Source organism: Roseovarius atlanticus, assembly GCF_001441615.1.
GTDB classification, from domain to species: domain Bacteria; phylum Pseudomonadota; class Alphaproteobacteria; order Rhodobacterales; family Rhodobacteraceae; genus Roseovarius; species Roseovarius atlanticus.
This window is the reverse complement of record NZ_LAXJ01000003.1, coordinates 361,196-384,576: the sequence shown is the minus strand read 5'-3', so window position 1 is coordinate 384,576 and position 23,381 is coordinate 361,196. Positions and strand designations below refer to the sequence as shown.

23 protein-coding genes are annotated in these 23,381 nt (G+C 65.0%); 10 read left to right on the top strand and 13 right to left on the bottom strand.

The annotated features are described in order from the left end of the window. The first annotated feature begins 11 nt into the window (after positions 1-11). From hydA to XM53_RS05240, 6 genes are all read left to right on the top strand, one after another. The gene (hydA, locus tag XM53_RS05265; RefSeq protein ID WP_057790984.1) at positions 12-1,475 is read left to right on the top strand and encodes a dihydropyrimidinase; all 1,464 of its coding nucleotides are present in this window, start codon (positions 12-14) and stop codon (positions 1,473-1,475) included. A gap of 526 nt (positions 1,476-2,001) precedes the next feature. Continuing rightward, on the top strand, positions 2,002-2,328 hold the full coding sequence (locus tag XM53_RS05260) for a hypothetical protein (RefSeq protein WP_057790982.1): 327 nt from the start codon (positions 2,002-2,004) through the stop codon (positions 2,326-2,328). A gap of 142 nt (positions 2,329-2,470) precedes the next feature. Beyond that, positions 2,471-3,277 (top strand): ABC transporter ATP-binding protein, encoded by an 807-nt coding sequence (locus XM53_RS05255; protein WP_057790980.1) that lies wholly within the window; start codon positions 2,471-2,473, stop codon positions 3,275-3,277. Between the two features lie 357 nt (positions 3,278-3,634). Next, positions 3,635-4,510, top strand: coding sequence for an ABC transporter permease (locus tag XM53_RS05250; RefSeq protein WP_201455389.1), 876 nt, complete (start codon positions 3,635-3,637; stop codon positions 4,508-4,510). After that, positions 4,507-5,352, top strand: coding sequence for an ABC transporter permease (locus XM53_RS05245; protein WP_057790976.1), 846 nt, complete (start codon positions 4,507-4,509; stop codon positions 5,350-5,352). Before XM53_RS05250 ends, XM53_RS05245 begins: the two co-directional genes overlap by 4 nt. A 30-nt stretch (positions 5,353-5,382) precedes the next feature. Then, positions 5,383-6,375 (top strand): ABC transporter substrate-binding protein, encoded by a 993-nt coding sequence (locus tag XM53_RS05240; protein WP_057790974.1) that lies wholly within the window; start codon positions 5,383-5,385, stop codon positions 6,373-6,375. A 155-nt stretch (positions 6,376-6,530) separates the two neighbouring features. Here the strand turns inward: XM53_RS05240 and XM53_RS05235 are convergent, their stop codons facing one another. Both XM53_RS05235 and XM53_RS05230 read right to left on the bottom strand, forming a co-directional pair. Continuing rightward, positions 6,531-7,877 (bottom strand): TrkH family potassium uptake protein, encoded by a 1,347-nt coding sequence (locus tag XM53_RS05235; protein ID WP_236544420.1) that lies wholly within the window; start codon positions 7,875-7,877, stop codon positions 6,531-6,533. 1 nt (position 7,878) lies between these two features. Continuing rightward, positions 7,879-8,535, bottom strand: a complete 657-nt coding sequence (locus tag XM53_RS05230) for a potassium channel family protein (protein WP_057790972.1) — start codon at positions 8,533-8,535, stop codon at positions 7,879-7,881. Between the two features lie 268 nt (positions 8,536-8,803). Between XM53_RS05230 and XM53_RS05225 the strand changes: the two genes are divergently transcribed. Beyond that, positions 8,804-10,294 (top strand): D-alanyl-D-alanine carboxypeptidase family protein, encoded by a 1,491-nt coding sequence (locus tag XM53_RS05225; RefSeq protein WP_057790970.1) that lies wholly within the window; start codon positions 8,804-8,806, stop codon positions 10,292-10,294. 140 nt (positions 10,295-10,434) lie between these two features. On the opposite strand, the gene ccoS is transcribed toward XM53_RS05225, so the two are convergent. The 5 genes from ccoS to XM53_RS05200 form a co-directional block, all read right to left on the bottom strand. Continuing rightward, a complete protein-coding gene (gene ccoS / locus XM53_RS05220) occupies positions 10,435-10,593 on the bottom strand; it encodes a cbb3-type cytochrome oxidase assembly protein CcoS (protein WP_057790968.1) in 159 nt (52 codons plus the stop codon). Continuing rightward, positions 10,590-12,785, bottom strand: coding sequence for a heavy metal translocating P-type ATPase (locus XM53_RS05215; protein WP_057790966.1), 2,196 nt, complete (start codon positions 12,783-12,785; stop codon positions 10,590-10,592). The genes ccoS and XM53_RS05215 overlap by 4 nt, the downstream gene beginning before the upstream one ends. After that, on the bottom strand, positions 12,782-13,249 hold the full coding sequence (locus XM53_RS05210; protein ID WP_057790964.1) for a FixH family protein: 468 nt from the start codon (positions 13,247-13,249) through the stop codon (positions 12,782-12,784). Before XM53_RS05210 ends, XM53_RS05215 begins: the two co-directional genes overlap by 4 nt. Continuing rightward, positions 13,246-14,814 (bottom strand): RdxA/RdxB/FixG family protein, encoded by a 1,569-nt coding sequence (locus XM53_RS05205; protein WP_057790963.1) that lies wholly within the window; start codon positions 14,812-14,814, stop codon positions 13,246-13,248. Before XM53_RS05205 ends, XM53_RS05210 begins: the two co-directional genes overlap by 4 nt. Before the next feature lie 78 nt (positions 14,815-14,892). Next, positions 14,893-15,786, bottom strand: coding sequence for a LysR family transcriptional regulator (locus XM53_RS05200; RefSeq protein WP_057790961.1), 894 nt, complete (start codon positions 15,784-15,786; stop codon positions 14,893-14,895). Between the two features lie 97 nt (positions 15,787-15,883). Between XM53_RS05200 and XM53_RS23395 the strand changes: the two genes are divergently transcribed. Further along, complete coding sequence (locus tag XM53_RS23395) at positions 15,884-16,039, top strand: hypothetical protein (protein WP_160321365.1); 156 nt, start codon at positions 15,884-15,886, stop codon at positions 16,037-16,039. A 215-nt stretch (positions 16,040-16,254) separates the two neighbouring features. Beyond that, a complete protein-coding gene (locus XM53_RS05195; RefSeq protein ID WP_057790959.1) occupies positions 16,255-17,073 on the top strand; it encodes an alpha/beta fold hydrolase in 819 nt (272 codons plus the stop codon). A 117-nt stretch (positions 17,074-17,190) separates the two neighbouring features. On the opposite strand, the gene ccoP is transcribed toward XM53_RS05195, so the two are convergent. Genes ccoP through ccoN form a run of 4 tightly spaced genes read right to left on the bottom strand, consistent with a single transcriptional unit; the run spans position 17,191 to position 20,688 of the window. Further along, the gene (gene ccoP, locus XM53_RS05190) at positions 17,191-18,057 is read right to left on the bottom strand and encodes a cytochrome-c oxidase, cbb3-type subunit III (protein WP_057790957.1); all 867 of its coding nucleotides are present in this window, start codon (positions 18,055-18,057) and stop codon (positions 17,191-17,193) included. Further along, complete coding sequence (locus XM53_RS05185) at positions 18,050-18,256, bottom strand: CcoQ/FixQ family Cbb3-type cytochrome c oxidase assembly chaperone (protein WP_057790955.1); 207 nt, start codon at positions 18,254-18,256, stop codon at positions 18,050-18,052. The genes ccoP and XM53_RS05185 overlap by 8 nt, the downstream gene beginning before the upstream one ends. 12 nt (positions 18,257-18,268) lie before the next feature. After that, positions 18,269-19,039, bottom strand: a complete 771-nt coding sequence (gene ccoO / locus XM53_RS05180; RefSeq protein ID WP_057791284.1) for a cytochrome-c oxidase, cbb3-type subunit II — start codon at positions 19,037-19,039, stop codon at positions 18,269-18,271. Between the two features lie 44 nt (positions 19,040-19,083). Next, positions 19,084-20,688, bottom strand: coding sequence for a cytochrome-c oxidase, cbb3-type subunit I (gene ccoN, locus XM53_RS05175; protein ID WP_057790953.1), 1,605 nt, complete (start codon positions 20,686-20,688; stop codon positions 19,084-19,086). 203 nt (positions 20,689-20,891) lie between these two features. Here ccoN and XM53_RS05170 point away from each other — a divergent pair, with 203 nt between their 5' ends. Then, positions 20,892-21,734 carry a universal stress protein gene (locus XM53_RS05170; protein WP_057790950.1) on the top strand — a complete coding sequence of 281 codons (843 nt, stop codon included), beginning with the start codon at positions 20,892-20,894 and terminating at the stop codon, positions 21,732-21,734. A gap of 52 nt (positions 21,735-21,786) precedes the next feature. Here XM53_RS05170 and XM53_RS05165 read toward each other — a convergent pair whose 3' ends face one another. Together XM53_RS05165 and fnrL are read right to left on the bottom strand one after the other, a co-directional pair. Further along, on the bottom strand, positions 21,787-22,368 hold the full coding sequence (locus XM53_RS05165; protein ID WP_057790948.1) for a hemerythrin domain-containing protein: 582 nt from the start codon (positions 22,366-22,368) through the stop codon (positions 21,787-21,789). A gap of 229 nt (positions 22,369-22,597) precedes the next feature. After that, the gene (fnrL, locus tag XM53_RS05160) at positions 22,598-23,344 is read right to left on the bottom strand and encodes a transcriptional regulator FnrL (protein WP_057790946.1); all 747 of its coding nucleotides are present in this window, start codon (positions 23,342-23,344) and stop codon (positions 22,598-22,600) included. Between the last annotated feature and the right edge of the window lie 37 nt (positions 23,345-23,381).

Sequence of the window (23,381 nt, the reverse complement as noted above, 5' to 3'; positions counted from 1 at the left end):
GGAGACACCCAATGACCACCAAAGTCATCAAGAACGGCACCGTCTGCACCGCAGACCGCACGTGGAAGGCCGATGTCCTGATCGAGGACGAGAAGATCAAGCAGATCGGCGTGGACCTCAAGGGCGACGAGACCATCGACGCGGAAGGCGCCTATGTCATCCCCGGCGGCATCGACCCGCACACCCATCTGGAAATGCCCTTCATGGGCACCACCGCCGCCGAAACCTTCGAGACCGGCACCTGGGCCGCGGCCTGTGGCGGCACGACGATGCTGGTCGATTTCTGCCTGCCGGGTGCGGACGGCTCCATCAAGAACGCCATCGAGGAATGGCACCGCAAATCCGCCCCCCAAATCTGCTCCGATATCGGCTACCACATGGCCGTGACCGGCTGGAACGAGACCATCTTCAATGAGATGAAGGACGCCGTCGACATGGGCGTCAACTCCTTCAAGCATTTCATGGCCTACAAGGGCGCCTTGATGATCGAGGATGACGAGATGTTCGCCTCGTTCAAGCGCTGCCGCGAGCTGGGCGCGCTGCCCATGGTCCATGCCGAGAACGGCGATCTGGTGGCCGACATGCAGCAGGAAATGCTGTCAAAGGGCATCACCGGCCCCGAGGGCCACGCCTATTCCCGCCCGCCCGAGTTCGAGGGCGAAGCCGCCAACCGCGCCATCACCATCGCCGATGCCGCCGGCGTGCCGCTCTATATCGTGCACGTCTCCTGCGAGCAGGCGCACGAGGCCATCCGCCGCGCCCGCCAGAAGGGGATGCGCGTCTACGGCGAACCTCTGGCGCAGTTCCTCACGCTCGACGAAGGCGAGTATTTCAACACCGACTGGGACCACGCCGCCCGCCGCGTCATGTCGCCCCCCTTCCGCAACAAGGAACACCAGGACAGCCTCTGGGCGGGCCTTCAGGCGGGTTCCCTCCAGGTCGTCGCCACCGACCACGCCGCCTTCTCGACCGAGCAAAAGCGAATGGGCGTGGACGACTTCACCAAGATCCCCAACGGCTCCAACGGGCTGGAGGAACGGATGCCCGTGCTCTGGACGCGCGGCGTCGAGACGGGGCGCCTCACGCCCAACGAGTTCGTCGCCGTCACCTCCACCAACGTCGCCAAGATCCTCAACATCTACCCCAAGAAGGGTGCCATCGTCGAAGGGGCCGACGCCGATATCGTGGTCTGGGACCCCAAGATCACCAAGACGATCTCGGCCTCCAACCACCACTCGATCCTCGACTACAACGTGTTCGAGGGCTTCGAGGTCACGGCCAATTCCCGCTACACCATCTCGCGCGGCGAGGTCATCTGGGCCTGGGGCCAGAACTCCCAGCCGCAACCGGGCCGGGGCCGCTTCGTCCCTCGCCCCGCCTTCCCCTCGGCGCATGAGGCGCTGTCGAAATGGAAGGCCCTGACCGCGCCCAAGATGATCGAACGCGATCCGCTGAATATTCCGGCGGGGATTTGAGTGCTCAGCGGAACAACAGTATCGGCGCATGTCTCAGCGGTACTGCTGGGGTCGTGTTTGATTGTCACCGGCACTCAAGCGATCATTTCAGGACCTATTGGAATCATAGAAGGCTCTGCCAAATGGTTGGGAGGTATCCTAATCTTTGGCTTTGTCGCGTGTGCAAGCTTGCCTGCCGGATTGGCTCTGCGCTTCCTCATCGGCACGCTTCCTATGACCCCGCTCCATGGCGCGTTTCTAGGTGGCACATTGGCCAGCCTGGCTATCGCGTTTGTCCTGCATCCGGCGATGTACCCATCGGTGTCAATGTCCTCACACCCCTTGCACCTATCGGCTCTGCACCTTTTTGCGGGACTTTCTGCCGGATTGCTTTGGCACTTTATCGAGTTCCACTCCAAGGAGCGCAGAAGTGTCTGATTATGCTACCTTTGCCAAAATTCTTCCGCTCACGTTCCGGACCGATGCCGGTATAATGACAGAACTCACGCAAGTCATCCGTTCATCGTCTTTTCAAACACCCACCCCCATGCGCCTCACCCTCGCCCTTCTCCTGCTGGCCAGCCCCGCCACGGCCCAGCTGGCAGCACCGCTCGGCAACCCCGACGGCTGCGCCCGGATCCAGGGCGAGGATGCCACCCAAGAAAGCGAGGTCGCCATCGTCGCGGGCCACCTCAACCTGCACGGCGCGATCTGCCAGATCACCGCCGTGCAGACCGGCACGCTCATGGCCACCTGCCCCGGCGATGCCGACAGCCGCAAAAAGGTCCTCGGCATCGCCCGCAGCGCCGATGGCACCGGCGTCACCCTGACCCTGCCCGACGGCTCGGTCGAAGACCTGTCGCCCTGCGAATGAGTCACACCCACATGCGCCCGCGCCACTGCCCGCAATTTCATCATGTGCCTGCATCACAGGCAGATGACGCCGGGACCCGCCTTGACACCGCCTTGCGGCGTGGGATTGTTCCCTTCACCCGGCCCGGAGACACGACCCCCTGATGCAAGACGCCCAAGCCACATCGACACCCAGCCCCGTGATCGCCGCCCGCGACCTGTCCCTGACCTTCCAGACCAATGACGGGCCCGTGCATGCGCTCAAGGACGTGACGCTGGACGTCGAAAAGGGCGATTTCGTCTCTTTCATCGGCCCCTCGGGCTGTGGCAAGACGACCTTCCTGCGCTGCATGGCCGACCTGGAACACCCCACCGGCGGCAACATCTCGGTCAACGGCATGACCCCCGCCGAGGCCCGCCAACGCCGCGCCTATGGCTATGTCTTCCAGGCCGCGGGCCTCTACCCGTGGCGCACCATCGCCGGCAACATCCGCCTGCCGCTCGAAATCATGGGTTACTCCAAGTCCAATCAAAACGCCCGCATCGCCCGCGTGCTGGAGCTCGTGGACCTCGGCGGTTTCGAAAAGAAATTCCCTTGGCAGCTGTCCGGCGGGATGCAGCAACGCGCCTCCATCGCCCGGGCGCTGGCCTTCGATGCCGATATCCTGCTGATGGACGAACCCTTCGGCGCGCTCGACGAGATCGTCCGCGACCACCTCAACGAACAACTGCTGCAGCTCTGGGACCGCACGAACAAGACCATCTGCTTCGTCACCCACTCGATCCCCGAGGCGGTGTACCTCTCGACGAAAATCGTCGTCATGTCCCCCCGCCCGGGCCGCATCGCCGACGTGATCGAAAGCACCCTGCCGCGCGAGCGCCCCCTCGACATCCGCGACACGCCGGAATTCCTCGACATCGCCCACCGCGTCCGCGACGGGCTTCGCGCGGGGCACAGCTATGAGGACTGAGACCTCACTCCCTACCCCGGTCTTGATCCGGGAGCCTGCCCCGGACTTGATCCGGGGCCTCCTCCCCTTCGGAGGCCCAGAGGCCCCGCCTCGGAGGCCGGGGCGGGACAGTGCGCGGCCTGCCTGTCCCATACGGTCAACAGGTCTCGTCTCCGGGCCGCGACGTCAACCAGTCGCCCCCGCCCGCCGAAGCAGGCGAGGGACTTTCACCGTTCACGGCCATCGGCTCTCCAGCCTGTGCCGTGGGGCCAATTTCGCACTCAAACCTTTCATTGTTCTTAAAATACTCAAAAAACTCGGCTCAATTACGCGGTCGGTATTGAGTATTTTTGGAACAGTGAAAGCAGGGGGTGTGTAGTGCGCAACATCGTCCCCGTCCTCACCGTCGTCGCGACCCTCATCGCGCTCTGGTACGCCGGCGCGGTCGCGCTCAACGCCCCCTGGGCCTATGACAAGGCCGCGCGGGCCGAGGTCACGCTAAGCTTCCCCGACCTCGTCGCCGACACGTGGAGCCAGGAAAAGCCCAAACTGCCCGCCCCGCACCAGGTAGCGACCGAGATGTGGAACACCACCGGCGCGATGATCGCCAGCGGGCGGGCTTTCTCCAAGCGTTCGCTCATTTACCACAGCTGGATCACCTTCAGCTCCACCGCGCTCGGGTTCCTCCTCGGCACCGCCCTCGGCACGCTTCTGGCCATCGGCATCGTCTACAACCGCACCATGGACATGAGCGTCATGCCCTGGGTCATCGCGTCCCAGACCATCCCGATCCTCGCCATCGCGCCGATGATCATCGTGGTACTGAACGCAGTCGGCATCTCGGGGCTTCTCCCGAAAGCCATGATCTCAATGTATCTCAGCTTCTTCCCGGTCGTCGTCGGCATGGTGAAGGGGCTGCGCAGCCCCAGCGCCATGCAACTCGACCAGATGCGCACCTGGCACGCCAGCCGCTCGCAAACCTTCTGGAAGCTGCGTCTGCCATCGTCCATGCCCTACTTCTTCACCTCGCTGAAGATCGCCATGGCCGCCAGCCTTGTCGGCGCCATCGTCGGCGAGCTGCCCACCGGCGCCGTCGCAGGCCTTGGCGCGCGGCTTCTCGCCGGCAGCTATTACGGCCAGACCATCCAGATCTGGAGCGCGCTGATCATGGCCGCAACGCTGGCCGCCATACTCGTTGGCCTCATCGGCCTTATCCAACGCATCACGCTCAGGCGCATGGGGATGGCAAAATGAGCTGGCTGATCGCAGGGGCGCTCATCTGGGCCGCAGGCTGGTGGATCAACACGCGGCTGGCGCGCCACCCGCAGAACACCGCAGCACAGCTGGCCGCGCCCATCGTCTTCGGGGCCACGCTCATCGCCGTGTGGGAATGCCTCGTCTGGGGGCTGGAGATCAAGCTCGCCCTTCTGCCCGCCCCCAGCGTGATCGCCGCCACATTCGCGAACTCCCTCGGCATCCTCTGGGGCGACTTCCTCCAGACCGCCATCAAGGGCGCGCTCACCGGCTATATCCTCGGCTGTGGTGCCGCGTTCCTGACGGCCATCGCCGTCGACCGCTCCGATTTCCTGAAACGCGGCCTGCTTCCGGTGGGCAACTTCGCCGCCGCGCTTCCCATCATCGGCCTCGCCCCCATCCTCGTGATGTGGTTCGGCTTCGACTGGCAGTCCAAGGCCGCCGTGGTCGTCGTCATGGTCTTCTTCCCCATGCTGGTGAACACCGTGCAGGGCCTCTCCGAGGCCGATGCCATGCAGCGCGACCTGATGCGCACCTACGCCGCCGGCTACTGGACCACGCTTCTGAAACTCCGCCTGCCCGCCGCCATGCCCTTTATCTTCAACGGGCTCAAGATCGGCACCACGCTCGCGCTCATCGGCGCCATCGTGGCCGAATTCTTCGGCTCGCCGATCCAGGGCATGGGCTTTCGCATATCCACCTCCGTGGGCCGCCTCGCGATGGATCTGGTCTGGGCCGAGATCGTCGTCGCCGCCCTCGCCGGCTCGGGATTTTACGGCGCGGTCGCCCTCATCGAGCGCGCCGTCACCTTCTGGCACCCGTCCCAACGGGGCCGGACATAAACCAAAGCAAACCAGAACAGGGAGAAGACAATGAAACACCTCACCACAACACTCGGCCTCGCCGCCGCCACCCTCTGGGGGGGCGCGGGCTTGGCCGCCGACGACGTCACGCTGCAACTTAAATGGGTGACGCAGTCGCAATTCGCCGGCTACTACGTGGCACAAGACCAGGGCTTCTACGAAGAGGAAGACCTGAATGTCACAATCAAGCCCGGCGGGCCCGACATCGCCCCGGCACAGGTCATCGCCGGCGGCGGCGCGGACGTGATCATCGACTGGATGCCCTCGGCGCTCGCCAGCCGTGAAAAGGGCCTGCCCCTCGTCAACATCGCCCAGCCCTTCAAAAGCTCCGGCATGATGCTGACCTGCCGCAAGGACACCGGCATCGAAGGCCCCGAGGATTTCCGCGGCAAGACGCTGGGCGTCTGGTTCTTCGGAAACGAATACCCGTTCCTGTCGTGGATGAGCCAGCTTGGCATCCCGACCGAGGGCGGCGAGGACGGCGTGACCGTGCTGAAACAGGGCTTCAACGTCGATCCCCTGCTGCAAAACCAGGCCGCCTGCGTCTCGACCATGACCTATAACGAATACTGGCAGGTCATCGACGCGGGCCTCACCCCGGACGACCTCGTCGTGTTCAAATACGAGGACCAGGGCGTGGCGACGCTCGAAGACGGCATGTACGTGCTCGAAGAAAACCTCGAAGACCCCGCCTTCGTCGACAAGATGACCCGCTTCGTGCGCGCCTCGATGAAAGGCTGGAAATGGGCCGAGGAAAACCCCGACGAGGCCGCGATGATCGTGCTCGACAACGACGCCACCGGCGCCCAGACCGAAAAGCACCAGAAGCGGATGATGGGCGAAGTGGCCAAGCTGACCGCCGGCTCCAACGGCGCGCTCGACCCGGAAGATTTCCAGCGCACGGTCGACTCGCTTCTGTCGGGCGGCTCCGACCCGGTGATCACCGAAGACCCGGGCGACGCCGCCTGGACGCATCAGATCACCGACGAAGCCCTGAACTGAACTCTTTGATGGCCTGACATCGGAACGCCCTCGCAGAAACCTGCGGGGGCGTTTCTTGTTGCAAAACGCGCCGTCCCGGACCTAATCCGGGACCTCCTGCCCCAAGTCGCGCGTGGCACTGCGGCCTCGTAGGGTGGGTGAAAACCCACCACGCACTACCCCAGGAACACCTTGTCGCTCGGATACCGCACCCGTGGCCGGCTCTTCGCCGCCAGGAAGAACCCCAGTGTCAGCGGCCCCACCCGCCCCAGGAACATCACCGCGATGATCACCGCGCGCCCGGCCCAGTTCAGCTCCGCCGTCGCCCCGTGCGTTAGACCCACAGTGCCGAAGGCCGACGCCACCTCGAACGCAAGGTCCCGAAACGCGATGTCCTGCGTCGCCGTCAACGCGAACAGGCTCGCGAACATCAGCAAACCGCTGATCGTCGCCAGCGCCATTACCTTCAGCACCTGGTCCAGCGGCAGGCTCCGCCCGAACACATGCAACGCCGGCCGCCTTTTGAAAAACGCCACCGTCGCCAGCAGCATCACGATCAGCGATGTCACCTTGATCCCCCCGGCGGTCGAGGTCGACCCGCCCCCCACGATCATCAGCATGATCGTCAGCAGGGTCGTGGAATCCTCCATCGCCGCCGTATCGATCGTGTTGAACCCCGCCGTGCGCGGTGTGACGCCCTGGAACCAGCTGGCCCACAGCTTGTCGCCGGTGGTCTCCAACCCGGCCAGCGTGCCCGGATTGCGCCATTCCAGCACCGCGAACCCAACCACCCCGATGACGATCAGCCACAGCGTGCCGGCGATCATCAGCTTGGAATGCAGCGACAGCTTGCGCCACTTGCGATGCTGATAGATGTCCCCCACCACGATAAAGCCCAGCCCCCCAAGGATGAACATCGTGGTCACGGTGATATTCATCAAAGGGTTCCCGACCCACCCCGACAGGCTGTCGGGATAAAGCGCGAAACCCGCGTTGTTGAAGGCGGAAATGCTGTGGAATATCGCGTGCCACAACCCCATGCCCCAGCCCAGCTCGGGCACGAAGACAAAGGCCAGCAGCACCGCCCCCACCGCCTCGCAGCCCAGCGAGACGGTCACGATGATCCGTACCAGCCGGCCCAGGTTGCTGATCGTCGCCTGGTTCAGATCCTCGCGCAGCATCACCTTGTGCGGCATTCCGATGGGAATGCCGAAGGCCGACAGGATCACCACCGCAAACACCATCAGCCCCAGCCCGCCGAACTGCATCAGGCAGGCAATCACGATCTGCCCGAACAGGCTGAACTCCGCCCCGGTGTCGACCACCACCAGCCCTGTAACGGTCACGGCGGAGGTCGCGGTGAAAATCGCCTCGCCCACGCCCACCGCGTCGTAATGCGAAATCGGCAGCCACAACAGGAACGCACCGAACGCTACGGTCAGGAAATACAGCACCGCCAATACCGCCGGCGGCGACAGGCTCAGCCGGGTCGAGCCCAGCTTGATCGACGATCTGCGCGCCACGTCACAGGCTCGCCGAGAAGTCGCGCAAGTCGTTTCGCTGGCCCAGCATCAACAGCAGGTCGTCGGCCTTCAACGTGCATTCGTCGCCGTCCCGCCCGATAAACTTTGTTCCGCGCATCACACCCACGCAGCGCAGGTCGAAGTTTTCGCCATGGCCGATATCGGACAGTTTCGTGTCCTCCAGCTTTTCCGGGACCTTCAGGTTCACCACGAAAAACCCGTTGCCCAAGCCCACATAGTCGCGCACCAGCGGGTTGTGCATCACCTGTGCGATGCGCTGCCCGATCTCGACTTCGGGGTGAATCACCCGGTCCACGCCGATCCGCGACAGGACCCGGTGGTGCGTCCGGCTGGTCGCCTTGGCCCAGACCGCGCCCGCGCCCACCTGGCGCAAATTCACCGCCGCCAGGATGCTCGACTCCAGGTTGTCGCCCACGGCCACCAGCGCCATGTCGACCTCGCCCACCCCGGCCTCTTTCAGCGCCTCGTCGTCGCGCGCGTCCAGGATGATCGCCTCGCCCAGCTTGTCGGCATGGCGGCTGACCCGGGTCTCGTCGATATCCACCCCGATCACGTGGTTGCCGAACCGCTCCAGTTCGGTCGCCACGGTGCTGCCGAAATTGCCCAGGCCGATCACGGCGAAACTACGATATGACATGAGGTCCCCTTCCTCTTCGCACGCAAACGCGCAGGTCGGCACGGCGGTTCCGCGCGCAGGTTTCGGCGCGCCACAATCCCGCCACAATTGCCGGTTTAGCGGTTCGGGCGCACCTAACCACAACATGTGCCCAAATCTCTTGCAGAATGACGTCAAAATCTTTGAAAATAAACACTTTATTCAAATGACCCCCTGTGCTACCTTTTCCCCAATAATGAAAAGCCAGCCGAAAAATCGGCGGTGAACGAGGCAGAGAAAGAGCAGTTCCATGAGAACGCGAAGCAGGCAGCCCATCCGCTGGGGTCTGGTGGCGTTGGCCACTATCTGGATGATGGTTATCGTACCGCTCAGCGCGGTCGCGGCCCCCTACGCAGCTTTGGTGATGGACGCACGATCCGGCGAGGTGCTTCACGCGGACAACGCCGACACCCGTCTTCACCCGGCATCCCTGACCAAGATGATGACCCTCTACGTGGTCTTCGAGGCGGTCGAGAACGGCGAGATCACCCTCGACACGCCCGTGCGCATCTCCAAGCACGCGGCCTCCGAGCCGCCCTCCAAGCTCGGTCTGAGGTCGGGCTCGACGATCAAGCTGCGCTACCTCATCCGGGCCGCGGCGGTGAAATCGGCCAACGACGCCGCCACCGCCCTCGGCGAGGCGATCGAAGGCTCCGAGGCCGCCTTTGCCCGGCGCATGAACCGCACCGCCAAGGCGCTGGGCATGACCCGCACCACCTTCAAGAACGCCCACGGTCTGACCGAAGAGGGCCATCTTTCGACCGCCCGCGACATGACCCTGCTGGGACGGCACCTCTTTTACGACTACCCGGAATACTACAACCTCTTCTCCCGCGTGACCGCCGATGCGGGCATCAAGAAGGTCTATCACACCAACCGCCGCCTGCTGGCCGACTACCGCGGCGCCGACGGTATCAAGACCGGCTACACCCGTGCCGCCGGCTTCAACCTCACCGCCAGCGCCGAGCGGGGCGGCGAGCGCATCATCGCCACCGTCTTCGGCGGCCGCTCGACCGCGACACGTAACGCCAAGGTGGCCGAACTGCTGGACCTCGGCTTTCGCAGCGCCCCCAGCCGTGTCGCCGTGAACCGCCCCTCCAAGCCTGTCTACATGGGCAAGGTCGGCCCCGGCCCGGCCGATGACGGGCATTCCGTGCCCGGCGGGGTGGGCAAGACCGTGCGCCTGGCCTCGGCTGCCGCGGTCAAGAAATCTCTCCGTCCACAGCTCCGCCCCGGCGAGGCGATCGTGGCCCAGGCCGCGCCCACCGTCGGCAAGAAGGATATCGAAAAGGCGCTTCTGGCCGCCGCCGAAACCATCACCGAGGACGCCAGCCCGCCCGCACAAGGCAGCGCGACCGTCACGCCCTCGGCCAACCCTAAAGCACGACCCGAGGACCTCGTACTGGCCAGCGTCGATGCCGCCGCTGCGACCAATCCCAAGGCGCGCGAACCCGCCGCCGACCCGGTGCAAAAGGTCGTCACCCGCATCTCCACCTCCGGCGGCCGGCACTGGGGCATCAACGTGGGCCGCTATCCCAGCCAGTACAAGGCGCAGAAGGTCCTGCTGAAAACCGCCCTGAACGAAATGGAGACCCTCGACGGCTCCCTGCGCAAGGTGGTCAAACGCTCCACCGGGTTCGATGCCAATTTCATGGGGCTGACCCGCGAAACCGCCGACCTCGCCTGCCGCCGCCTTCAGGCCAAGCAGATCACCTGCTTCATGATCGACCCCGGCGCGTAACACCGCGCCCGGTCCCGGCAACGCCTGCGCCTCCTTCCGCGCAGGCGTTTGCCGTTCCGAGCCCTGCCCCCGGCTTTCACTGTTCTAAAAATACTCAAGATACCACGGACGCCACCGGCACGTCGTTCTACGGCGGTGCACTACCGCTTCGGCTTGTCGTCGTAGGTATCGCGCAAGATGCGCTGCGCGTTGCCCTCGGGGTCGTCATACTGGTTGCTGCGCACCGTCCAGACGAAAAACGCCAGCCCCAGCCCGCCCAGGATCAGCGAGATCGGGATAAGATAAGCCAGAATGGTCATGCCCGCCTCCCCGACAGCCTTAGCGCGTTCAGCGACACGGTAATCGAACTCGCCGACATCGCCAAGGCCGCGATCAGCGGCGTGGCCAGCCCGGCCACGGCCAGCGGCACGGCAATGATGTTGTAAAGCGTCGCCAACCGGAAATTCTCGGTGATCCGCCGCCGCGCCTTGCGCGCCACCACCAGCGCCTCGGCCAGTGGGCTCAGGTCCGTGCCCAAGAGCACCACGTCGCTCGCCACCCGCGCCGCATCCAGCGCCGAGGCGGGCGAGATCGACACATGCGCCGCCGCCAGCGCCGCCGTGTCGTTCAGCCCGTCGCCGACCATCAAGACATGCGCGCCCTGATCGGACAGCTCCGCCACGATCCGCGCCTTGTCCTCGGGCAGAACGCCCGCGTGCCACGCCGCGATCCCCAACCGCTCCGCCAGCGCCTTCACCGCCGGTTCGGTATCCCCCGACACCAGCCACACCGCCTTGTCCGCGCGCAACAGCGCCGTCACGGCCTCTTCCGCGCCGGGGCGCAACGCATCCTCGAAGGTCAGCGCCACAGGCGCCGCCTTCCCGATCTTCAGATAGGTTGCCGTCTCAGAACACGGCTCCGCCCCGACCCACGCCGCCCGGCCCAGACGCACCTCCAGGTCGCCCACGCGCCCCGACACGCCATAGCCCGGCACCTCGGCAATCCCTGTCACCTCCGCGGGCTTCGCCTCCGCCTCGCCCAGCGCGTTGGCAATCGCCCGCGCCAGCGGATGCGCCGAGCCCTGTGCCAGCGCCAGCGCCACGCCCCGCGCGGCATCGTCCAGCACATCCGCATTTGTCAGCACCGGCACCCCCGCCGTCAATGTCCCGGTCTTGTCGAACACCACCGTGTCGACCTCCGACAACCGCTCCAGCGCGGTCTCGTGCTTGATCAGCATCCCCTTGCGAAAGAGCCGCCCCGACGCCGCCGTGGTCACCGCCGGCACCGCCAACCCCAGCGCACAGGGACAGGTGATGATCAGCACCGCCGCCGCGATATTCAGCGCCGTGCGCATGTCGAAGGTGTAAAGAAACCAGCCCACGAAGGCCAAAGCCGACAGGATATGCACCCCCGGCGCATAAAGCTTCGCCGCCCGGTCCGCCAGCGATGTATACAGCGACCGCCCCGACTCCGCGATGGCCACCAGATCCGCCATCCGGTGCAGCGACGTCTCCGCCCCCACGGCGCTCGCGCGGATGCGCAGCGGCCCGGTCAGGTTCACCTCCCCCGCCGACACCGCCTGCCCCGGCCCGGCAAAAACCGGCACCGTCTCGCCCGTCAAAAGCGACCGATCCAATTCCGAAGTCCCGTCAATAATCTCGCCATCCACCGGCACGCGCGCCCCGGCCCGCACCAGCACCACGTCGCCCACCGCAAGTTCCGCGATGGGGCGTTCGACCTCGGTACCGTCCTCGATGCGCCAAGCGCGCGGCACTTCCAGCGCCGTCAACTCCTCGGCCGCCGACCGCGCCACCTCCCGTGTCCGGTGATCCAGGTAACGCCCAGCCAACAGGAAAAAGACCAGCGCAATCGCCGCGTCGAAATACGCATGATGGCCCGACAGGGCCGTCTCCCAAAGAGACGTCACCACCGCCAGCGCCACGGCCAGCGTGATCGGCACATCCATGTTCAGCCGCCCCTGCCGCAGCGCACTCCACGCGTTGCGATAGAACGGCACGCCGCAGAACGCGACAGCGGGCAGCGCGATGGCCGCCGAAATCCAGTGGAACATGTCCCGCGTCGCATCATCCGCGCCGGACCAGACCGACACCGACAGCAGCATCACGTTCATCATCGCGAACCCGGCCACCGCCAGCCGCATAAGCAAATCGCGTCCCGCCTTGTCCGTCGCCGTGGCATTGAGCGTGCCGGGATCCAGCTCATGCGCCTCGTATCCCAGCCCCTCGACCACACCGACCATCTCGGCGGGCGTCACGTCTGCGTCGGCATCGATACTTGCCCGCTTCAACGTCAGGTTCACCCGCGCCGACCGCACACCGGGATGCGCGGTCAGCCCGTCCTCGATCCTGGAAATACACGCGGCGCAATGGATCGTCGGCAGCGACAGCGCGATCTGCCCCGCCTCCGGCGCGACCTCCACGTCGTCCACACCGGGGGCCGCCGCACAGGCCGGGCAACCCATCGCCGCCTGATGCCGTATCGCCACGGTCACGCGCCGCCCTCCTTGATCAGAACCACACGCTGCTGAAACACCGTGCCGTCCTCGGCCCGCGCCTCCATCCGGATGTTCCAGTTGCCCGCGCCCAGCGGTACCGTGGCGAAATACGCCTCGCCGTCGAACCGGAACGCGGGGCTAACGTCATCCTGCACATGAGTCGCCCGCCCCACCGTCGCGTCCAGCGCCGCCACTTCCACCGGCTGGCCCTCTGCATCGGTGATCTTCAGCTCCAGCAGCCCCGCCTTGTGCGTCGCAGCCACCGTCCAGCCCAGCGCCTCCTGCGCGTCGCGCCGGTCATCGAAGCTCTGGCTGGCAACGTAAGAGTTCTTCGTCTCCAGCCCTGGAAAGGTCTTCACCGCCGAGAACGCCAGCACCAGGTTCACCGCGATGATGATCGAAAACGCCCCGGCAAAGCCTGCAAAGACATGCCATCCCTTGATCGTGAAATCAGACTTCATTCGCCCCTCCCGTTGAACACCGTGTCCTTGTGGGCCCGGTCCCCGTTCGAGATGTCCTCGACCCACAGACGTACATCCGTGGCGTCACTCCGTGCGGCCTCCGACCCCTGCGGCGCGATCAGGTAGACGCGCTGCAGATAGGTCTCGTTCGCCGGCACCTCTACCGTTTCATAGGGGGTACCTTCAAGCTGCACGCGGATCGACGGGTCCCCCTTGACCGAAATCCGCATCGGCCGCGCCTCGCCATGCTTGTTGCGCAGGCGCACCTCGTAGGTGTTGCGGATCGACCCATCCGACAGCGTGACGAATGTGGGGTTGCGCACCGGTGCCACCGTCAGGTCGATATCCGCCCGGATGAACAGCGCAAACAACAGCCCCGCCCCCACCAGCGACCACAACGAGGTATACATGATCGTTCTGGGTCGCAGGATATGCTTCATCACCGGCTTCGGTGGCTTGCCCTCGCGCTCGCGTTCCTCGTCGGTCAGCGCCATATAGTCGATCAGGCCGCGCGGCTTGCCGATCTTGGCCATGATGTCGTCGCAGGCGTCGATGCACAGGCCACAGGTGATGCATTCCATCTGCTGCCCGTCGCGGATGTCGATCCCCATCGGGCAGACATTCACGCAGGCCATGCAGTCGATGCAGTCCCCCGGCCCCTTCGCCGCCGCCGCGGCATCCGGCACCATGTCGCTCTCGTTGTTGGGCACCGGCGTCCGGGCATAGCTGGCGCCCGCGGTTTCCCCCGCCGCGTGCGACGCCGCCTCGGCCTTGACCGCATCCTCGGTCTGCCGCCGCCGCACGTTGCCCTTGCCGCGCGGCTCCCCCCGCCAATAGCGATAGCCGATGGTCAGCGTATCCTCGTCCATCATCGCGGCCTGGATGCGCGGCCACGGGCAGGCATAGATGCAGATCTGCTCGCGCGCGAACCCGCCGAAAAAGAACGTCGTGCCGGTCAGGATCGCAATGGTCGTATACGCAATCGGATGCGCGTTCAGCGTGAAGAGATCCACCAGAAGCGTCGGCGCATCGGTAAAATAGAATACCCACGCGCCCCCCGTGGCCACCGCGATCAACAGCCACAGCGCCCACTTTGTCAGCCGCAGGCGCAGCTTGCGCGCATCCAGCTTCTTCTGCCGGTGCAGCCGCAGCCTCGCATTGCGGTCCCCCTCGACCCAGCGTTCCACCAGGATGAACAGGTCCGTCCACACCGTCTGCGGGCAGGCATAGCCGCACCACACCCGGCCCAGCGCCGAGGTAAACAGGAACAGGCCCAGCCCCGCCATTACCAGCAATCCGGCCACGAAATAGAATTCATGCGGCCAGATCTCGATCCAGAAGAAAAAGAACCGCCGGTTCGCCATGTCCACCAGCACCGCCTGATCGGGCAGCGACGGCCCCCGGTCCCAGCGGATCCACGGCGTGACGTAATAGATCCCCAGCGTCACGATCATGATGATCCACTTGAACCGGCGGAACCAGCCGCTCACGCGTTTGGGAAAGACAGGCTCCCGCGCGGCATAAAGGCTCGGCGGGGTTTCGGGGGACTCAGATGTAGAGGACACGGATAGCTCTCGCTCCGGTAAAGGTCTGTTGCGCCAGCCCGTTCTGACACGGCTGGTTTTCCAAAACCTTGACTCAGATCAACCCTGTTCGTCGCGGGGCCCTTCCTTCTGCCGCCGCAGCCACGCCACGAAGGCGCGCGCCTTGGGCCGCAGCACACCAGGCCGCGTGACAATGTGATACCCCGTCTCGCCCGCGTCGCGAAACAGCAGCTTCAGCCGCCCCGCCTCCAGTTCCGCCGCGACCGAGGACATGGCCGTGCTCATGATCCCCTGCCCGGCCCGCGCGCCGTCCAGCATCAGGTTGCCGGGCACCTGCGTCACGCTCTTGGCGCGCCCTTCCGTCACACCGTGCTTGCGCAGCCAGTCGGTGGATTCCGACGTGCCCAGCTCCTCCAGCCACGGGTACTCCAACAGGTGTTCGGGCCGGGTGATCTCGCAGTCGCCCACCAGCGACGGCGCGGCGGTGATCACGATGTCAGAGGGCACCAGCATCTCCACCTCCAGCCCCGGCCAGTTGCCGTCGCCGAACCGGATCGCAAGGTCATAGCCCCCCGGCGTCAGCTCGTGCAGCTCCGCCGACGGGTTGATCATCAGGTCCACGCCCGGGTGCCGCGTCTGAAAATCCATCAGTCGCGGCATCAGCCACGTCGTCGCGAACAGCTGCGTCGTCGACACCTGCACCGCCCGGTCCGCATCGGCCCCGGTCAGCGCGTCAATACTGCGCGCGATCGTGTCGAACCCGGTCTTCAGCGCATCGGCCAGCTCGCGCCCCTCAGTGGTCAACTGCAAGCGCCGTCCGCTGCGATCCACCAACGGCACGCCCATCCGCGTCTCCAGAGCCTTGACCTGCTGGCTGATGGCAGCGTGGCTGACGTTCAGCGCCGCCCCCGCCGCCTGCGCCGAGCCGGTCTCGGACAGGGCCGCGAAGGCACGCAAGGCCGTCAGGGGCGGGAGGGTCAGCCAATCCGTCATGTAATCTGAACTTACATATCGGAATTTTTCCTGAGTCGCAATAACGCGCTATAGATGCCAGATTGAGGCTATCACATCAGCCCAAGAGGAACACGACATGCTTGGAATTCTTTCAGATAGCTTCCGCACCGCCACCCGCCTCAACGAAACCGATGCGCGCTCTGGCCGCGGCCACTGGGCGCCCAACACGCGCTTCGACAACCGCCGCGACGCCGAGCTCGAGGCGCACCGCATCGGCCGCCTGCCGCGCTAGGCGACGTAATGTTCGAGGCCCGCATCTTTCACCCCAGACCGGCCTCGCGCCCCCGGCCCTGTCCGTGGCCTTGGCGCACACGCCGCTGGCCCTTCCAAACTCCTGATGTCGGCCCGCGCACACGTTAGGTGCGCGGGGCGTCTCCCCCGACTGGCCCGTGGCCCCAGTCTCATGGCCGCGCCACGGGTCTTTTTTCTACCAACAGGATCCCCCTTATGACCTGGAACCTGGCTCACACCGCAGACACGCCCGCCGGCCCCGTCGCCTGGGGCAGCGCCGGGTCGGGTCCGCCGCTCGTGCTTGCCCATGGCTGGCCGTGGTCGTCGGTGTCGTGGCACCGGATCATCCCCACCCTGGCCGAAACCCATAGCGTCCACTGGTACGACATGCCCGGATATGGCCGCTCCGGGAAACGCGCCGATCAGCCCACCGGCCTCGACGTGCAGGGACAGGTCTTTGCCCACATGCTGACCCACTGGGGCCTCGACCGCCCCCGCGTCGTAGCGCATGATTTCGGCGGGGCGACCACACTGCGCGCGCACCTGCTGCACGGTGCCGAATTCGACCGGCTTGTGCTGATGAACGTGGTGGCGATGCGGCCCTGGGGGTCGGCGTTCTTCGACCACGTCGGCCGCCATATCGACGCTTTCACCGGCCTGCCCCCGCATATCCACGCAGCCATCGTGCGGGCCTATATCGACGGCGCGCTGGTTAATGACCTTGCCCCCGACGACACCGAGGCGCTCGTAGCCCCTTGGCTGGACGATGCGGGCCGCGCCAGTTTCTACCGTCAGTTCGCCCAGGCCGACGAACGCTTCACCGCCGAGATCGAGCCGAATTACGGCGAAGTCCGCTGCCCGGTCAAAATCATCTGGGGAGAGGTCGATCCATGGATTCCGCTCGACCGGGGCCGCGCCCTGCACGCGCTGATGCCTGGGGCGGTCTTTGAAACATTGCCCGGCGTGGGCCATCTGCCCCAGCTCGAAGCACCCAAGGCCGTGCTACTCGCGCTGGCGGACGCGCTCGACGTCTGACCATCTCAAATAAAAAACACCGGCCCTTCCGAGAATGCGCGAACAGAAGGAAGGGCCGGTGCCGTCCCGGGGGCATTGCAATAGTGCCTCCGGGAATCTCGATGTCGGGACGTCAGCTCATTCGCCGCCGCCCAGCTGGTGGACGTAAGCAGATACGGCGCGGATCTCCGCTTCGGTCAGGCGCTCTTGCCAGGGCGGCATTACGCCAAAGCGCGAATTCCACACCGTCTCGTAAAGCGCGTCGTAATCCCCGCCATAAAGCCAGATCGCGTCGGTCAGGTTCGGCGCACCCTGCTCCTCCATCCCCATGGCGTTCTCTCCGTGGCAGGCAGCGCAATTATAAGTGAACACTTCCTCGCCTGCCGCGGCGGCCTGCGCGTCCTGCGGTTCGCCCGACAGGGACATGACGTAGTTCACCACCTGCACCACCTCTTCCTCGGTCAGCAGTTCGTCGCGGCCAAAGGCCGGCATCTGCGAATAGCGCGCGTCGGGGTCCTCGTCGTTGCGGATCCCGTGGGTGACGGTGGTGTGGATCGCCTCCATCGTGCCGCCCCACAGCCAGGCGTCATCCGACAGCGTCGGATAGCCGGTGGCACCGCCGCCCTCGCGGCCGTGACACTGCACGCACCAGGTGTTGAACACCGCCTCGCCCGCCGACCGGGCATAGCCCGCCAGTTCGTCGTCGCCGGGAATAGACGCCAGTTCGACACCAGCCAGCCGCTCGTTGATCCCGGCATTGGCCGCCTCTGCCGCCTCAAGCTCGACTTGCACGTTGGCGCGGGTCGAAAACCCCAGGTAGCCTTGCGTCGCGCCCGAGATCATCGGCCAGGCCGGATAGGCGATCGTGTACCAGATGCCCCAGACGATCGTGGCGTAGAACACCCACAGCCACCAGCGCGGCAACGGATTGTTGTATTCCTCGATCCCGTCCCATTTGTGGCCGGTCGTCTCGACCTCGTGATTGTCTTGCGGTTTCTTAGCCATTGGTCTGGTCCTCCTCGGAGGCGCGGCGCGCGGATCTGGCCGGCGCGTCTTCGTTGCGGAAGGGAATGTCGGCGACATCCTGGTAGGCGCCTCGCGATCCGGGCCGCATGACCCAGATCACGACGCCGATGAAGAAGGCGAAGAGCGCCAGCAGCATCCAGCTGTCTGCGAACTCCCGCAGCAGGGAATAGGTGTCCATCGTCGTCCCTCCTTACCGGCTGGCCACGGGCGTGAAGGTCGAGAAATCGACCAGCGTGCCCAGCATCTGCAGATAGGCGATCAGGGCGTCGGCTTCGCTGATGCCCGGACGGCCGTCGAAATTTGCCACCTGCGCGCTTTCGCCGTACCGCTCGATCAACCCGTCATAGTCGCTGTCGGGATCGGCCTGCGCCTTGAAATCCGCGCGTGCGTTCTCGATATGCGCGTCCTCGTAGGGCACCCCGACCAGCTTGTGCGTCGCCAGAAGCTCATCCACGTACCGCCCGTCGATCAGCCGCTCTTCCAGATAGCCATACTTGGGCATCACCGATTCCGGCACCACCGATTGCGGGTCGCGCAGGTGGTCCACATGCCAGGCGTTCGAATACCGCCCACCGACGCGCGCCAGGTCCGGCCCGGTCCGCTTGGACCCCCACTGAAACGGGTGGTCGTACTGGCTCTCGGCCGCAAGGCTGTAATGCCCGTACCGCTCCACCTCGTCGCGCATCGGCCGGATCATCTGGCTGTGGCAGACATAGCATCCCTCGCGGATGTAGATGTCACGCCCGGTCAGCTCCAGCGGGGTGTAGGGGCGCATCCCCTCCACCTCTTCGATGGTGTTCTCCAGCCAGAACAGCGGTGCGATCTGCACGATGCCGCCGATGGTCACCACCAGGAAGGCAAAGATTGCCAGCAGGGTCACGTTGCGTTCCAGGATCTGGTGCCGGTCCAGGAAGGTCTTCTTCTTGGGCCGGTCCCCCACGCCCGAGGCCGAAGCCGGCATCGGGGGTTTCTGCATTTTATCGTCAGCCATTTTTCCGGCCCTCCTTATTCAGCGGGGACAGCGGAGTTGTCGGTCTGCACCGCCGGGCTCCGTCTGACTGTCATGTAAAGGTTGAAGCACATGATCAGGGCACCCGCGAGGAACATGACCCCACCCAGACCGCGCACCACGTACATCGGCAGCTTCGCACTCACCGTGTCGGCGAAAGAGTTCACCAGAAACCCGTTGGCATCCACTTCGCGCCACATCAGGCCTTCCATGATACCCGTCACCCACATCGACGCCGCGTAAAGAATGATCCCGATCGTCGCCAGCCAGAAATGCCAGCTCACCAGGCTCAGGCTGTACAGCCGCTCGCGGTTCCACAGCTTGGGCACCAGGAAGTAGAGGCACCCGAACGTGATCATCCCGTTCCAGCCCAGTGCGCCGGAATGCACGTGCCCGATGGTCCAGTCGGTGTAATGCGACAGGCTGTTCACCGCGCGGATCGACATCATCGGCCCTTCAAAGGTGGACATCCCGTAAAAGCCCAGGCTGATCACCATCATCCGGATCACCGGATCGGTCCGCAGCTTGTCCCACGCGCCCGACAGCGTCATCAGGCCGTTGATCATCCCGCCCCACGACGGCATCCAGAGGATGATCGAGAACACCATGCCCAGCGTCGAGGCCCAGTCGGGCAGCGCGGTGTAATGCAAATGGTGCGGCCCCGCCCAAATATAAAGAAAGATCAGCGCCCAGAAGTGGATGATCGACAGCTTGTAGCTGAACACCGGACGCCCGGCCTGTTTCGGCACGAAGTAGTACATCATCGCCAGAAAGCCTGCGGTCAGGAAGAACCCCACGGCGTTGTGCCCGTACCACCACTGCGTCATCGCATCCTGCACGCCCGAAAAGACCTGCACGGATTTCGACCCGAAGATGCTCACCGGAATGCTCAGGTTGTTCACCACGTGCAGCATCGCGACCGTGATGATGAACGACAGGTAGAACCAGTTCGCCACGTAGATATGCGGCTCCTTGCGCTTCACCAGCGTGCCGACGAAGACGGCCAGGTAGGACACCCAGACGATGGTCAGCCACCAGTCCACGTACCATTCCGGCTCCGCGTATTCCTTGGATTGCGTCGCGCCCAGCAGGTAGCCGGTGGCGGCCAGCACGATCACCAGTTGGAACCCCCAGAACACGAACCACGCCAGGTTCCCGCCCCACAGCCGCGCCGCGCAGGTGCGCTGCACCACGTAAAACGATGTCGCGATCAGCGCGTTACCGCCAAAGGCGAAGATCACCGCGCTGGTGTGCAGGGGCCGCAGCCGGCCAAAGTTCATGTAGCCTTGCGCCCATTCGAAGTTGAGGCTCGGAAAGGCCAGCTGGAACGCGATGAACGTACCCACCAGAAAGCCCACGACACCCCAAAGCGCCGTGGCGATGACCCCCGCGCGCACGACCCCGTCCATGTATTCCCCGGACAGATCGACCACGGGGCGGTCCTCGTCCGTGTTGCGCAGCACCCAGATGAACATGCCCGCCGCCACAAGGGCGATGGTCAGCGCATTCACAAGGTACGCGATATCCCGTGCCTGGTTGGCGGCGTAAAGCGCGAAGAACGCGATCAGCCCCAGCAGGATCAGTTTTACGTAGTTACCCATTTTGCGTCCCTTTGCCGTATCTCCGCGCAGGCCCTGCCAAGGCGCACGAAGTCATTTGACTGGGGCCGCTTATTTCCGATGCCGCCCGCCCCCGCTTTGATCTGCATCAAAGGATTGGCGGGAATGGGTTGACCGGCATCAAGGCAGCGTCTCGCCCCGGGTGCCAGACTGGGTCCAAAGTGGTTAACGAAATGCGAATCGACATGTCCTGGAAAACGATCTTCTGTGCCCTCTCAGACCTCTCCCGCGTTGAACCCACGCTGACCCATGCCGCCGGCCTCGCCCGGCTGCACGGCGCGCATCTCGACGTGCTCAGCCTCGGTGTCGCCCGCGATCCGGCAACGCATTACTTCTCCGGCGCAGGTGCGGTGATGCTGCAAAACACCTTCCAGTATTGTCACGAGGAAGCCGCCGAGATCGACACCGCCGTGCGGGCGTTTCTGGAAAAGCAGGACGGTTTCTTCTGGTCCTGCGACCAAGGGGTCGCGCAGATCGCCGATCTGGGGCACCACGTCGCCGACCGGGCCCGCTTTGCCGATCTGGCGGTGCTGCCCATGCCCTATGGCGAGGGCCTGGGACCCGAACTGGCCCCGTTGACCGAGGCGATTCTGTTCGACGGGCGCATCCCCGCGATGGTCCTGCCCGACGCGCCGGACATCACCCTCGACCCCAAGCGGGTCGTGGTCGCCTGGAACGACGGGCGCGAGGCGCTGCGCGCCGCCCGTGACGCCCTGCCGATGCTGCAACGGGCCGACCGCGTGCATGTGGTGGTGGTCGATCCGCCGGTGCACGGCCCGAACCGCTCCGACCCCGGCGGGCTGATCTCGCAATTCCTGGTGCGCCATGGCTGCACGGTCGAGGTAGACGTGCTCTCGAAAACCCTGCCTCGCGTGGCCGACGTCCTGTTGCGCCGCGCACAGGATGTCGACGCCGACGCGCTGGTCATGGGTGCCTACGGCCATTCCCGCGTGCGCGAAGCGGTCTTCGGCGGCGCCTCCCGCTACATGCTGGAACACGCGCCACTGCCTCTGTTCATGGCGCATTAAGAACGGCTGGGGGCGCGCACCGGACCAGGCACATGGGTTCGTGCGCGCGGCCTCAGATCGTCCCGAGGTAATACCCGATGGCCTCTTCCAGCTCGGTTTCCTCGTACCCGAAATGCGAGCGCACGACCTCTTCCAGCTTCCGGTAGGTGGCGGCGGCCTGGGCAAAGTTTTCCTCGCTGGGGTCTTCCGCCAACCTGTCTGCCGCGCGCCCAAGACGAACGATCAACTCGTGGACCACCTCGTGCTCTGACATCAGCTTCGCCACGACCTCCCGGAACATTCCCCCGCCCGCGGCCTCGATTCGCGGGAACATATCGGCGCTTTCGATGTCGTGATGGAACTTCAACACCTGGCACTCGCGCCCACACAGCGTTCCGAACACGCGGAAATTCTCGGCCATGTCCAGCGACAGCACGATCTGCCTCAGGTCGTCGGGCGGGCTGTCCCGCGCCTCGATCCGCGCCAGCACCGCGCCGATCTGCGCCATCTCCATCAGGTAGTGCCGGTGGATCGCCGCCAGCTGCCGGCCCTGCCGCCGGTGCCTGTCCGTGGCCTCCGGCACGCTCGGCGACCGTGGCCGCGAGGCTTCGTCAACGGTGAGGTCATCCAGCGAATAAGTCGAGAGGTCAGCCATGCCGCGTAACAAAGCCCCTCCCTGCCCGAAGTCAAGACCGTCGGGCGCATCGTAGCATCGTAGGGTGGGTGAAAACCCACGCGCCGCGCCTTAACGATACATTATCCCCGAACGCCCCGTTAAACCCGCCAATTCGGGAAAATCGCACCGTCGCGATACCACTTGAATACCGACGCAATACCGACGTCGAATTTCTCTTGAATTCAAAGGATTGACCCGATTCTCGGGCTCAGGCCAGCATCCCGCCGTCGCTGTCGTCCCCCGCCTCTTCCAGCAAGCGGTCGAAGTCCGGCACCGTCACGTGCCGCTTGCCTTCCAGGTGGATCACCTGGTCGCGCTTCAGCGCGCTGATCTGGCGGCTCACCGTCTCCAGGGTCAGGCCCAGGTAATCGGCCATCGCCTCGCGCGTCAGAGGCAGGTCGAACACCACCTGACCCGCCGCTTTCGACATGTTCAGCACCGCGTTGCGCCGCCCCAGGATGGCCAGGAAGGACGCGATCTTCTCCCGCGCCGTCTTGCGCCCCAAAAGCAGCATCCACTCCCGCGCCGCATCCAGCTCGTCCAGCGTCATCTCCAGCAGGCGCTGACCGATATGCGGCGTCTTTTCCATCATGTTTTCAAAAGGATGCTTACGGAAACAGCACATCACCACGTCGCTCACCGCGACCACGTTATAGGCCGCCTTCTCGCGCCCCGGACGGCCCACGAAATCGCTCGGCAACAACAGGCCCACCATCTGCGTGCGCCCGTCCTCCAGCGTCTGCGTCAGCATCGCGATCCCCGAGACGACCGAGCCCACGAAATCCATCCGGTCGCCTGCCCAGATCAGTGTCCGTCCCGCCTCGAAGCTGCGGTAATACTTGATCTGGTCCAGCTGCTCCAGCTCCTGCGCGTCACATCGCGCGCACACGGCCCGGTGTCGAATCGGACATTCCCCGCACTCACGAGGGGTCGGATCATGTGCGTCTTTGAGCATCGAGAATACTTTCGGTCGAGTTGATCTGCATCAAGGC